The organism is Fibrella aestuarina BUZ 2 (genome assembly GCF_000331105.1).
Taxonomy (GTDB): Bacteria; Bacteroidota; Bacteroidia; order Cytophagales; family Spirosomataceae; genus Fibrella; species Fibrella aestuarina.
The window spans coordinates 202,099-214,571 of sequence record NC_020054.1; the positions used below are offsets into that span (position 1 = coordinate 202,099).

The window sequence follows — 12,473 nt, forward strand, 5'->3', positions numbered from 1 at the left end:
AAATGGGACCAACTGCCCTAGTTATGGGCTGAATGGGTGTTTCTTTGTCATCCCGACGTAGGAGGGATCTTAATGTCTCCTGACTTGTGCGTCAGGGCATCTTAAGATCCCTCCTACGTCGGGATGACAAAAAGCTACTCGGCCCGTAGGCTGGTGACGGGGTTCATCAGGGCGGCTTTGATGGTCTGGAAGGAGACGGTCAGCAGGGCGATGAGCAGCACCAGCACGAACGGCAGGATAAACAGCCAGCCGTTGAGGTCGGCGCGAAAGGCGTAGCTCTGTCGCCAGTTGTAGATCGCCAGCCACGCCAACGGGGTTGCAATCACGAACGAAATACCCACCAGCACGGCAAATTCGCGGTAAAGCAGTTGCAGGATTTCGCTCACCGACGCCCCCAGCGCCTTCCGAATACCGATCTCTTTGGTCCGTTGCGCGGTGGTGAACGACGCCAGCCCGAACAGGCCCAGGCAGGCTACCAGAATCGCCAGGCCCGTGAAAAAGCCGAATACCTGCCCAAACCGCTGATCGGCGCGGTACTGCTCGGCGAAGTGCTCATCCAGAAAGAAGTACTCGAACGGGTTGCCGGGGAAAAACTGATTCCAGGCCGCCTGCAACGTACCCAGCGTTTTGGCGGCTTCGCCCGGTGCCATTTTCACCGAAAAGAAGCCCCGTACGTCGGGAATCAGGCGCAGGATGAGCGGCTCGAACGCTTCCCGCAGCGATTGCTGATGGAAATCGTCGACCACGCCCACGAGGGTGTAGGTGTCGCCCCAAAATTCGACCTGCTTGCCGATGGCCTCGGTGGGGTTGGCGAAACCGAGTTGCTTCACGGCCGTTTTGTTGAAAACCAGGGCTCTGGGATCGGTGCCGAAGGCCTTGGCGAAGTTGCGGCCGGCCAGCAGTTTCATGCCGTAGGCGCTCAGGTAATCGTAGTCGACGCCGATGACGCGGTACTGCTTGCCTTTGCTTTCGTCGGTGCCTTTCAGCCGGATACCGCCCGCGTTCCAGCCCACGGCCTCGCCCGGAATCGACGTGGAGGCCGTGATGCTGCGGATGGCCGCCTGCCGCAGCAGTTCGTCTTTAAACGACTTCATCTGACTCATGTAAGTCGAGTCGTTATGGACGATGGGCGGGCGGATCACCAAGGTCTGATCGATGTTGAGGCCCAGCGTCTGTTCGCGCATAAACTGAATTTGCCGCGACACCGCCAACGTACCCACCAGCAGAAAGAGCGACGCGCCAAACTGAAATACGACCAGCCCTTTGCGCAGGAGAATGCCCTGCCGCGTGTTGACCATCCGGCCTTTCAGCACCACCACCGGCCGGAACCCCGACAGCACAAAGGCGGGGTACAGCCCCGAGAAGAACGTACCCACAGTAAACAGCCCCAGCAGCGCCAGCCAGAACCGCGCGCTACCCAGCAACGACAGCGTAAGCGCCTGCCCCGACAGGTTGTTGAACACGGGAATGGTCACCAGCACCAGGATAAACGCCAGCACCACGGCCAGCCCGTTGAGCAGCACCGATTCGACCATGAACTGCTTGATGAGCTGACTCCGCTGCGAGCCGATGGCTTTGCGCACGCCCACTTCCCGCGCCCGGTTGATGGCCCGCGCCGTCGCCAGATTCACGTAGTTGACCCAGGCGATGACGACGATAAAAAAGGCGATGCCCAGCAGCAGGTACACCGTTTTGCCGTCGCCGTTGGGTTCGGTTTCGCCGATGTAGTGCGAATACAGGTGGATGTCGCGCAGGGGTTGCAGCGTGTAGACCGCCGCCGAATTGTACTTCTTCAGTTCGGCTCCGATCAGTTTATTGATCAACGCCGGGAATTTGGCTTCGAGCGCCTGCGGATCGGCGTTGGGGCGCAGCAGCAGGTACGTGAGGCAGCCGTCCCACATCCAGGCCTGATCGGGGTTGTTATCCGGCCCCATCTCTTTGACAAACGTGGCGTAGGCGCGCAGGATGTCGGGCTTCATGTGGGCGTTGGCCGGAAAGTCGCGGTACACGCCCGTTACTTTTTCCACCTTCGTCCGGTTGAGCTGCACGGTGCGCCCCAGCGGATTGGCCGCGCCAAACAGCCGTTTCGCCACGGTTTCCGACAACACCACCGTGTTGGGTTCGGTGAGGGCTGTGCGGGCGTCGCCGGTCAGCAGCGGGTACGAAAACGTGGTAAAAAAGGCCGGACCAGCGAAGTATACTTTCTCGATTTTCAGTTGCTCGCGCCCAGGTACGTCGGCCACCACCGAGCCCGAGCCCACCACTTTCACGTAGGCTTCGATCTCGTTGAAGGCGTCTTTGAACGAATTACCCACGGCATAGGCTCCCGACACCCACTCGGTGCTGAGCTTTCCGGCGTCGTAGCGGTCCTGCCGCACGCGGTAGATGCGTTCGCCCTTGTCGTGGAAGTTATCGAAGCTCAGCTCGAAGGCCACGTATTGCAGGATGAGCAGGCAGGCCGCCATGCCGATAGCCAGCCCAACGATGTTGATGGCCGAGAATGCCTTGTGCCGGAGCAGGTTCCGCCAGGCGATTTTGAGGTAGTTCGATAGCATAGGAATTGGGGGTTTGGGGCGGGGGTAGCAGAGGGGGGGGGCAGGAAAATGCGCCTGGGCAACTTGTTCGTGAGCAACGTACCCAGCCGACCCTGCTATCCCTGCCCCCTGTTATTCAGCGCGTAAACTCTTTACGGGGTCCATCAGGGCGGCGCGGATGCTCTGGTACGACACCGTCAGCAGGGCGATACCAATGGCCATCAGGCCGGCCAGGGCAAACACCCACCACTCAATGTCGATGCGGTATTTGAAATCCAGGAGCCACTGACTCATGGCGTACCAGGCAATGGGCGAGGCAATCAGGATCGACAGCAGCACCAGCCGCAGAAAATCTTTCGACAGCAGCGTGATGAGGCTCGGTACCGACGCACCCAGCACCTTACGCACCCCAATCTCTTTGGTGCGCTGCTCGGCGGTAAACATCGCCAGCCCGAACAGGCCCAGACAGGCAATGAAAATGGCCAGCACGGCGAAGTAGTTAGCCAGCTTCCCGATCAGCGTTTCGCTTTTGTACTGCTCCTCGAAACTGTCGTCGGCAAATTTGTAGTCGAACGGGTAGGCCGGGTTGTACTTCTTCGCCAGCCGCCGCATGCTCGCCACCGCCTTTTCGGTTTGGCCGGGCAGCGTGCGGACGATCATCGTGCTGTTGTAGGTGGTGTCGAAGCGCAGGATGAGCGGCTCAATGGCCACGCGCAGCGAGTTGAGGTGGAAGTTCTTCACCAGGCCGATGATCTTGCCCGACTTGTTCCAGAACTTCAGGTTCTGCCCCACAGGTGACTTCATACCCATGCGCCGGGCGGCCTCCTCGTTGATGACGTAGTTGGTGCTGTCGGTGATGGTGTTGCGGTCGAAATCGCGGCCGTCGAGCAGCTTGATTTTCATGGTCTCCAGAAAATCGTAGCTCACCGGCATCTGCGTAAACAGGGTTTTGTCGGCTGGGTCTTTGCCGGTCCACTCCACCCCGATCGTCGAGTTGCCAATGTCCATCGGGTCGGAGCCCGACGAGCTGACGGCCTGAATGCCCGGCGCCTGAAGCAGTTCGTTTTTAAACAGATCGAAGCGTTTCGACAAATCGCCTTCGATGGTGCCGTACACCACATTCTCACGGTCGAGGCCGAGGTTTTTGGTGCGGATAAACTCGACCTGCCGACCGGCGATGAGCGTGCCGATGATGAGCAGCAGCGACAGCGCAAACTGAAACACCACCAGCCCCTGCCGGAACAGCACCGCGCCCGCCTTGAACCGCAGCGTCCCTTTCAGAATACGTACCGGCTGCAACGACGACAGGAACAGGGCCGGGTAGCTGCCCGACACGATGCCCGTGAGCAGGGCCAGCCCCAGCAGCGTCAGCCAGTAGAGCGGGTTGGCGTAGTCGATCGCGATCTGTTTCTCGGTCAGGCGGTTGAAGGCGGGTAGCAACAGCAGCACCAGCCCTACGGCCAATAGCAGCGCCATGCCCGCCGTGAGTACGGCCTCGCCGATAAACTGCCCGATGAGGTAGATGCGCTCGGCCCCCACCACTTTCCGGATGCCCACTTCCTTGGCGCGTTTGGCCGAGCGGGCCGTGGCCAGGTTCATGAAGTTGATGCAGGCGATGACCAGAATAAACAGGGCCACGATCGTAAACAGCCGGACGTACTCGATGCGGCCACCGTCGGGTTGGCCGTTGGTGAATTTGGAGTACAGGTAGGCGTCTTCAAACGGGAAGAGGAAGGTCTTGATGGTGGTCACCTTCTTGTCGTGCGCGTGGACCATGTTCAGGATCTTCGCGTTCACCCGGTCGAGGCTGGCACCGGGCTGCAACAGCGCAAACGTGCGGATGCCGTTGTTTTCCCACTTGGTCAGCCACTCGTTCTTGGTGATAAACGGGGCCAAGGGTAGCACAAAATCAAACTTGAGCGACGACGTGGTCGGGATGTCGCGCATCACGCCCGTCACCTGCCGACTCTCGGTATTGTCGACCCGGACCATCCGGCCCAGCACGTCGGTGCGGCCGAAAAGTTTCTGCGCTACTTTTTCCGAAATCACGATGCTGCCAGGTCCCACGATGGCCGTTTTGGGATTGCCGTGGCTCAGCGGAAACGAAAACAGCTGGAAGAGATCGGGGCTGGCATACCGGCCCTTCTCCTTGTACGCTTTCTCGCCGACAGTCAGCAGCAATTCATTTTCCCACGTAACGCTCACGGCCTTCGCCACTTCGGGCACCTCGGCCGTCAGGGCGGCGGCCATCGGGCCGGGCGTAGCCGAGGTCGTGCTGATTTCGTTGCCCGTCCACTGCTGGTTTTCCAGCGCCTGATACAGGCGCGGCCCGTTGGCGTGAAAGCGGTTGATGCTGCGCTCGTCCTGCACCCACAACAGAATCAGCAGGCTACAGGTCATGCCCAGGGCCAGCCCCAGCACATTGATGAACGAAAAGGTCTTACTCTTGACAATGTTGCGCCAGGCAATCTTGAGGTAATTGCGAAACATAACGTGATCGGTTAAAAGGGGTAGGCTGAGTTGCCGAAGCGAAGACGATTGAACAGCGCAGATACGACAAGGATGCCGAAAAAAAGCCGGACGTTGCGTGGGGGCGTGGAGTTAGGGGCAAGGGCTAGGGGCTTAGGGCGTGAGCTTATCGAAGAGTCTACAGCGCGAAGCACCCATGCCCCCTGCCCCGCGCCTATTTCGCTTTGCGGACGTAGATGTTGCCGTTCATGTTTTTCATCATCACCTCGGGGCCACCGCTGTTGATTTTGCCGTAGACCCAATCGTCGATGGCTACCCGATACATGCCGCTCTGGCTCGAACGCGTCACTTTTGACCCACCTTTTTCCACGTCGATATCGAAGTCGGTAAAGATCTCGCCCCGGTCCGATTTCAGTTTGATGGTCGCCTTCACCGAGGCCGGGAAGGTCACGTCGACGTTGCCGTTGAGCGTCGAGAAGGCCATTGGTGTGTTGCTCTCCACCTGCCGGAAGGTCGCTTTCATGTCGCCGTTGATCGTGTTGGCGACGGCCGACCCGGCGATGTTGGTGAGCGTAATGGCGCCGTTGACATTGTTGATTTCCAGTTCGCCCGTTACGTTATCGACCATAATATCGCCGTTATTGACCGTATGCACTTTGAGCGAAAAACGCTGGGGTACCTTGATGGTCAGGTTGATAACCGAATTGACGCTGCCCGACCCAACTTTAACCCGGTTGTTTTTCTCTTCCGCCGACAGGTCGAACGGATTGCCGGACGAAATGCGCCGCATCCCCGCCGACTGCCGACTGTCGTCGCGGCGCGAACCGTTCATGTTCAGATTGAGGTTCAGGTTTTCGTTCAACCGATCATTGTCGTCTGACCGGCTTCTGCCCGCCCGCTGTTTCGAGCCCGACGTGGCGTCGATCACGACTTCTTTACCCCCGTACCCCACCACGTGAATGGAGCCGTTGACCAGGCCCACGTCCAGAAAGCCCGGTTTGCTGGGGTCGGTCAGGGGGACGGTCAGCTGTTCTTTTACGTCGTTTTGCGCAACGACGGGCACCGCCGCCGAGAGCAACCACAAGAAAATGATTGTCAATAGATTCGTCATAGTAATCAGGATTGTTTTTTGATGTACACGTTACCGTTGAATGTCTCGAACCGGAGGTTGTTGCCGCCGCCCCCAATGCGGATGGCCGTTGTTTTGTCGAGTTTGTAGACCGTTTTATCGCCCTTGGTTTCCTGGGTTTTGGTCACCCGAGCGGGCAGGATTTCCACCTCGGGAAAATCGGTATTGAAGTTCCCCTGAAACGTCTTGAATTGCAGGTCGGCCGCCAGATTAGCCGGGTAGCTCACCTTGATGTCGCCGTTGAGCGTGTAGTACGATGACCCTTCGGGTGGGCTCGCGAGGTAGTCGGCAACCAGGTTGCCATTGATCGTGTGTGCGTTGGTGGCGCCGCGCACGTTGGTGAGCGTAATGCCCCCATTCACGTTGGTAACTTTGAGCCGACCGGCCACGTCGCGCACGCTCACATCGCCCTTGTTGACTGTCGATACCTGCACGTTCATGGTTGTTGGCACCGACACCGTGAAATCGAGGTTAAAGCCATACTCGATACGGCGATCGTTGCGGTTATGCCAGTTATTCCGATTAGGACGCGAATCGAATGGCTCGGCGATGTAGGCCATGATGGTGTCGCCCCGCTGTTCAAACTGGAGCTTAAATTCCTGCTTGCCCGCTTCCAGCACCTTCGGGTCTTTAGCCGTCAGCTTCTTATCAACCTCGAAGCCAACCGTGTTGCCCGACGTACCCGTGACGTGTACAAAGCCCTGTATGTTGTAGATGACCAGCACGCTGGCCGAGGCGCTGCCCGTCGGCGTAAACTGACGGCTGATGTGTTCGTTGTGCTCGGTCGTTTGCGCCGACGCCTGGGTACAAGCGAGTACCGCCCCCGCCAGAACGGGGAGAATAAAGTGTTTCATGAGGAGTAATTGGTTTGGGTTGTAGCCCTCACCCGCAGCGGCGGTCCGTCCAGGTCCGGACGCAGGTGAGGTTTTACGACAATTCTTTAATCGTCTGTTCCAGCTTGCTTTTGACCAGGTCGTTGGTGTTGGGTTGCTGAAGCAGCTGGCGCATCGGCTTGAGCGAGCGCTTCTCCTGCAACTTCACCATCACGTCGGCCAGGGCCACCTGCACCAGCGGCGAGTCCTGCCGGGACAGTGACTGCACCAGCCCTTCCCGCACACGCGGGTCACGGGCCAGATCGGCCAACGCTTCGAGCGTCACCAGCCGCACGTTCACGTTGGGGTCGTTGTTCAGCGTCATCAGCAGGGCATCGATCACATGCCCGTCGACTTCGTTGATGTCCTTCGTATAACTCACCGCCCGCAGCCGCTCGGTCGCCGAGGGGTTTTCGAGCAGGGAGAGCATCATCATCTGGCGCATCGCCTGCACCTGTGTCGACAGCGTGTCGATTTGCTGCCGGTAAGCCAGATCCGGGCTTTGCTGCCGTTGCAACCAGTAGCCCGCCAGGACACCCACGCTCACCAGCAGCAGGCTGTAGGCGAGCCGCGGCAGCCAGACCGCCGCCGTTTGGTGCTGCAACCAGTTTGTCAGTCTGGCCCACGTGCCGGTGGGCACCGTCGGCTGCTCGGCCACAAACTGATCGAGCATGGCGTAGAACTGGGTACGTACCTGCGGGCCGGGTTCGGGCACCGCATTGGCGGACCGGTCGCCCAGCCGTTGCCAGAGCTGTTGCAAAGCCGCCACCTCCTGCTGGCAATCGGGGCAGGCGGCCACGTGCGCGTCGAACGCGACCCGGTCGGGGGCTGGCAGCTCGCCGCTCAGCCAGTCGGGTAACTGGTGTTGCGTGGTTTGGCAGGTTATATGGTTATCGCTGTTGTTCACTGTTCAGATACATGGTTTTTAACGCATTCATCGCCCGGTGGACCCGCACCTTCACGGCGCCTTCCGTGGTATCCAGAATCCGGGCAATCTCCGTATAGGTCAACTCCTGGTAGCGGCTCAGTACCAGCACTTCGCGATGGTCGGGACTCAGCCGCGCCAGCGCTTCCTGCAACAACGCCACCTCCTGCTCCCGTTGCAGCGACTCGTCGGCCAGCGGCCCGCCGCCAATGCGGTCGGCGTAGGCGGCCAAGTCGTGGTGCTGCGCCGACCGTTTTTGCTGCTGCGTCGTATCGATCAGCACGTTGCGGGCCAGGTGATACATCCAGCTGCGAAACGAGCCGTCGCCCGTAAACGTATGGCGATACTTCAGCATCCGGTAAAACACCGTCTGAACCATGTCGTCGCTGGCGTCGGGGTTATGGCTCATGTGGTAGAGGAAACCGAACAGCTCGCGATGGTACCGCTCGAAAAGCAGCCCCATTCTGGCCAGATCGCCCGCCTTTACCTTGAGCATGAGTGCGTTGTCCGTCAGCGAATCCAAGTGTGTAGCAAGCCGTGTTTAGGAAGTTGACGTGGAAACCGGCGACCCGGCACGAGGTTACAGAAACCGTGAAAACTTTTTGATTTATTTTTTTGAGGAGGTGAGCGGGTAGGGCTTTGTGGGTAACCCATTGCTGACGCAGAGCCCTTCGACCAGGCGGCAGCAATGCATAGGATGCCCCCCGCTTTCCACCCTCATGCCGACAAAACAACCCGTGTGTCAAGTATAAATGGTCCCTTTTAAAATTTCCCTAGTGCGCCGCTTAATTGGGTGGCCTGCCCCCTGCATGAAATCGTTATCACTGTATCTGATTGCCCTGCTGACCCTGCTCAGCGCGCCCATCACCGCCCAATCAAAAAAGGGCTGGACGTACCTGTTCGATGGGAAATCAACGGAGGCGCTGCGGGGGTACAAAATGACCACCTTCCCCAGCAGCGCCTGGCGCGTCGAGGACGGCGCCCTCATGGCAATTCCCAACGTACCCAACATTGATCTGGTGACGAAACAGCCCTACAAAAACTTTGAGCTGACGTTCGACTGGAAAGTCTCGAAAGCTGGCAACAGCGGCATTTTCTACTACGTCGTGGAAGACGCCGTAAGCGAATCGGGCAACGGCAACAGCCCCAACTGGCTCGACAATTTCGAGATGCAGCTGCTCGACGACATCGACTTCAACGACAAAGCGCCCATCCGCTCGGCGGGTTCGCTCTACGACCTGATCATCCCGACCAATAAGCAACTGAAGCCCGTTGGCCAATACAATCAGGCGCGGCTGCTGGTGAACAACAACCACGTGGAGCACTGGCTCAACGGCCGCAAGGTCGTGTCGTACGACATCAACTCCGACGACCTGAACCGGCGGATCGCGCAGAGCAAATACAAAGAGAACCCCAAGTTCGGCCAATCGACCAACGGGCTGATCATGATTCAGCACCACGGGCAACAAGTCTGGTTCAAAAACATCCGGGTACGTTCGCTATAAGCGGCGGCCTGCCTGCTCATCATCAAACAACAACCTGATGCACAAACTAGTCATCGCCATCACCTTCCTGTTCGCCGGTACGTCGCTACTCGCCCAAAACCGCCCGGCCTGGAACGGCAAACAATGCGCCGTATCGCTCACCTACGACGACGCTATTCAGGAGCACCTCGACAAAGCCATGCCGGCGCTCGACGCGCTGAACCTGCGGGCGACCTTCTACCTGTCGGGCATCTTTCCGGGCTTTACCAACAACCTCGACCGCTGGCGGGCCGTGGCTAAAACCGGCCACGAACTGGGCAACCACACGATGTTTCACCCCTGCGATGGCAGCGGGCCGGGCCGCTCGTGGGTCAACCCCAACTACGACCTGAGTAAATACACGCTCAAGCGCATAACGGACGAGATCCTGCTGACCAACGCGCTGCTATACACCCTCGACGGGCAGACCAAGCGCACCTTTGCATATCCCTGCGGTGATACTAAAGTCGAGGGCGTCGATTACTATGATTCAGTCAAAGATGCATTTGTCGGCGCGCGTGGCGTGGCGGGTGAGCACATCAGCGTGGGTACGTTGAAGCGGGCCAACGTCGGCTCGTACGTCATCAGCGGGCAGTCGGCCGAGCAAATGATCGAGCTGGTGAAGAAGGCGCAGGCGACCGGTACGTGGGTCGTGTTTCTGTTTCATGGCGTGGGCGGGGGGCATTCACTCAACGTCGACCTGGCCGAACACAACAAGCTGCTGGCCTACCTGAAGCAGAACGAAGCGACCGTCTGGACGGCACCGTTCCTCAACGTGCTGCAATACGCGAATCAGGCGGGTGCTACGGCGCAAACAACCAAAAAATGAAGGGCCAATTGACGCTACTGCTCGGCCTGTGGCTGGTGACCGGGGCCGGGTTGGCGCAACGGCTCGCCCAACGGGTGGCCCTTCGGCTGGATGCCCCCTCGGCTCAAAGCCGTTACGCTGCCAACCGCCTCACCGACGCGCTGGCAGGGCGCGGGTACGTGGTGGGTACGTCGAAGCAGCCCGAGCAGACCATCCGGCTGGCAGCCTACGATCGCCAACTTGGCCCTGAAGCCTACACCCTTACGCGGCAGGGTAACCAACTAACTATCACGGGTGGCGACGCGCGCGGCCTCATCTACGGCAGCCTGGCCGTGGCCGAAGCCGTGCAACAGGGTACGTCCCTTGGGCAACTGACGGCCCGCCGCGAACGGCCACACCTCCCTTTCCGGGCCATCAAATTCGATCTGCCCTGGGATACGTACCGGCACAGCACCGCCCTCGACCTGCACTACGCCACCTGCCGCGACACGCTCTACTGGCGGGCCTTTCTGGACATGATGGCGACCAACCGCTTCAATGTACTCAGTCTCTGGAACCTGCACCCCTACTCGTTCATGATCCGGCCGACCAATTTCCCGAAGGCCACGCCGTTTGCCGACGCCGAGCTGCGCGACTGGCAGGCGCTGTTCCGGTCCATTTTCCGGATGGCGGCCGAACGGGGCATTGAAACGTACCTGATCCCGTTCAACATCTTCACCAGCCCCGAATTTTCAACCGCCTACAACGTCAACCCCCGGCTGAACAACCTTGACCACAAACATTTTGTCGACGGCGACACGTCGGCGATCGTCAAACGCTACACGCGCGAATGCGTGACGCAGGTGTTGCAGGAATACCCCGAACTCACCGGCTTCGGTCTCACGCTGGGCGAAGGTATGGGCGGCATGACCCCACAACAGCGCGAAGACTGGATGACGGCCACCATCCTCGAAGGGATGCGGCTTTCGGGCCGCAAAACCAAACTGATTCACCGCATTCCGTTTTCGAGCACGACCGGCTCACTGGGCATCACGAGCGTGGAGACGGAAAAGCTGACCCGGCGCTCGCTGGAACGCGAAGGCCAACTCGACTTCATCGACGGGCCGGTCTGGGCCGATCTCAAATACAACTGGTCGCACGCCCACTCGACACCCACGCTGGTGAAGGTGCACGGCGGCAAGCTCTACGACACCTATTTCCAGCCCACGCCCTCGGCCTACAAAATCACCTGGACGGCCCGTAACGAGGATTTTTTCTGCCTGCGCTGGGGCGTTCCTGCCTTCGTGCGGGCGCACATCGCCACCAACAGCCAGGCGTACATGGGCGGGTATATGCTGGGGTCGGAAACCTACATTCCCGCCAAGGATTACTTCACCAAACCCGGCGCGCCCGTCGACTGGACTTACGCCTTCGAGCGGCAATGGCTGTTTTACCAGCTCTGGGGACGGCTGCTTTACAACTCCAACACGCCCGACACGGTATTCCGCAATGAGTTTGTGCGGCGGTATGGCAAACCCGCCGAACCCCTGCTGACGGCCTATGCGCTGGCTTCATCGACCCCGCTCCGGCTGGCTTCGGCGTTTGACTTCACCTGGGATTTTTCGCTCTACAGCGAAGGCATGATGGCCCACGATTCGGCCAAAAACGTGTCGTATATCTCCGTCAACCAGCACATTACCCAACCGACCCTCGATCCGAATTACATATCGGTGCGCGATTACGTGGCCGCAACAGCAGCCGGCAAATCGTTTACCCCGACGCAGCTAACGCCGCTGCAACTGGCCGATCAGCTGGATACCGATTGCCGCAAAGCGCTGGCGCTGGTCGGGCCAATTCGAGTAACGGGCAACCGGTCGCTTGCCTACGAGGTAGCCGACGTACGTACCTGGGCGAACCTGGGCCTGCATCTGGCGGCCAAGCTGCGTGGGGCCGTGGCGCTGCACACCTACCGAACCGGCGGTAACGAGGCGCAGAAAACGGCGGCGGTGCGGCACCTGGAACAGGCACTGCGGTATTGGGACGAGGTCGTGGCGATCACGCGTCCGCTCTACAACGACATGCCGCTGGTACACCTGAGCGAGCAGAAAGGCGGCACCCCGGCGCAGAACGATCAGCTTCGGTTTCACTGGGCGCTTCTCCGTCCCGCCGTAGCCGCCGACGTCGAGCTGGCGAAGCAGGCACGGCCAGTTTCGCTAAAGTGAGCGCGAGGCAAT

Annotated in this window: 9 protein-coding genes; 3 read left to right on the forward strand and 6 right to left on the reverse strand. The window is 59.6% G+C overall.

From position 1 onward, the window contains the following. Positions 1–134: 134 nt before the first annotated feature. The 6 genes from FAES_RS00790 to FAES_RS00815 all read right to left on the reverse strand — a co-directional run bounded on the left by FAES_RS00790 (position 135) and on the right by FAES_RS00815 (position 8,425). Positions 135–2,555 (reverse strand): ABC transporter permease, encoded by a 2,421-nt coding sequence (locus tag FAES_RS00790; RefSeq protein WP_015329271.1) that lies wholly within the window; start codon positions 2,553–2,555, stop codon positions 135–137. Between the two features lie 111 nt (positions 2,556–2,666). Next, a complete protein-coding gene (locus FAES_RS00795; protein ID WP_015329272.1) occupies positions 2,667–5,024 on the reverse strand; it encodes an ABC transporter permease in 2,358 nt (785 codons plus the stop codon). 193 nt (positions 5,025–5,217) lie between these two features. Beyond that, positions 5,218–6,114 carry a DUF4097 family beta strand repeat-containing protein gene (locus tag FAES_RS00800; protein WP_015329273.1) on the reverse strand — a complete coding sequence of 299 codons (897 nt, stop codon included), beginning with the start codon at positions 6,112–6,114 and terminating at the stop codon, positions 5,218–5,220. Between the two features lie 5 nt (positions 6,115–6,119). Next, the gene (locus FAES_RS00805; RefSeq protein ID WP_015329274.1) at positions 6,120–6,986 is read right to left on the reverse strand and encodes a DUF4097 family beta strand repeat-containing protein; all 867 of its coding nucleotides are present in this window, start codon (positions 6,984–6,986) and stop codon (positions 6,120–6,122) included. Between the two features lie 73 nt (positions 6,987–7,059). Then, entirely contained in the window at positions 7,060–7,911 is an 852-nt protein-coding gene (locus tag FAES_RS00810) for a zf-HC2 domain-containing protein (RefSeq protein ID WP_015329275.1), read from the reverse strand. Continuing rightward, positions 7,895–8,425 (reverse strand): RNA polymerase sigma factor, encoded by a 531-nt coding sequence (locus FAES_RS00815; protein WP_015329276.1) that lies wholly within the window; start codon positions 8,423–8,425, stop codon positions 7,895–7,897. Before FAES_RS00815 ends, FAES_RS00810 begins: the two co-directional genes overlap by 17 nt. A 313-nt stretch (positions 8,426–8,738) precedes the next feature. Here FAES_RS00815 and FAES_RS00820 point away from each other — a divergent pair, with 313 nt between their 5' ends. The 3 genes from FAES_RS00820 to FAES_RS00830 are packed head-to-tail and all read left to right on the forward strand — an operon-like array spanning position 8,739 to position 12,461. Then, positions 8,739–9,434 (forward strand): 3-keto-disaccharide hydrolase, encoded by a 696-nt coding sequence (locus FAES_RS00820; RefSeq protein WP_041257323.1) that lies wholly within the window; start codon positions 8,739–8,741, stop codon positions 9,432–9,434. Positions 9,435–9,471: 37 nt separating this feature from the next. Next, the gene (locus tag FAES_RS00825; RefSeq protein ID WP_015329278.1) at positions 9,472–10,281 is read left to right on the forward strand and encodes a polysaccharide deacetylase family protein; all 810 of its coding nucleotides are present in this window, start codon (positions 9,472–9,474) and stop codon (positions 10,279–10,281) included. Continuing rightward, complete coding sequence (locus FAES_RS00830) at positions 10,278–12,461, forward strand: glycoside hydrolase family 20 zincin-like fold domain-containing protein (RefSeq protein WP_015329279.1); 2,184 nt, start codon at positions 10,278–10,280, stop codon at positions 12,459–12,461. The genes FAES_RS00825 and FAES_RS00830 overlap by 4 nt, the downstream gene beginning before the upstream one ends. Positions 12,462–12,473: the final 12 nt, after the last annotated feature.

Bases quoted from the DNA above. Each gene is read 5' to 3' on its own strand.
- FAES_RS00795 (WP_015329272.1), bottom strand. From the start codon at position 5,024: ATGTTTCGCAATTACCTCAAGATTGCCTGGCGCAACATTGTCAAGAGT.
- FAES_RS00790 (WP_015329271.1), bottom strand. From the start codon at position 2,555: ATGCTATCGAACTACCTCAAAATCGCCTGGCGGAACCTGCTCCGGCAC.
- FAES_RS00815 (WP_015329276.1), bottom strand. From the start codon at position 8,425: ATGCTCAAGGTAAAGGCGGGCGATCTGGCCAGAATGGGGCTGCTTTTC.
- FAES_RS00820 (WP_041257323.1), top strand. From the start codon at position 8,739: ATGAAATCGTTATCACTGTATCTGATTGCCCTGCTGACCCTGCTCAGC.
- FAES_RS00830 (WP_015329279.1), top strand. From the start codon at position 10,278: ATGAAGGGCCAATTGACGCTACTGCTCGGCCTGTGGCTGGTGACCGGG.
- FAES_RS00825 (WP_015329278.1), top strand. From the start codon at position 9,472: ATGCACAAACTAGTCATCGCCATCACCTTCCTGTTCGCCGGTACGTCG.
- FAES_RS00800 (WP_015329273.1), bottom strand. From the start codon at position 6,114: ATGACGAATCTATTGACAATCATTTTCTTGTGGTTGCTCTCGGCGGCG.
- FAES_RS00805 (WP_015329274.1), bottom strand. From the start codon at position 6,986: ATGAAACACTTTATTCTCCCCGTTCTGGCGGGGGCGGTACTCGCTTGT.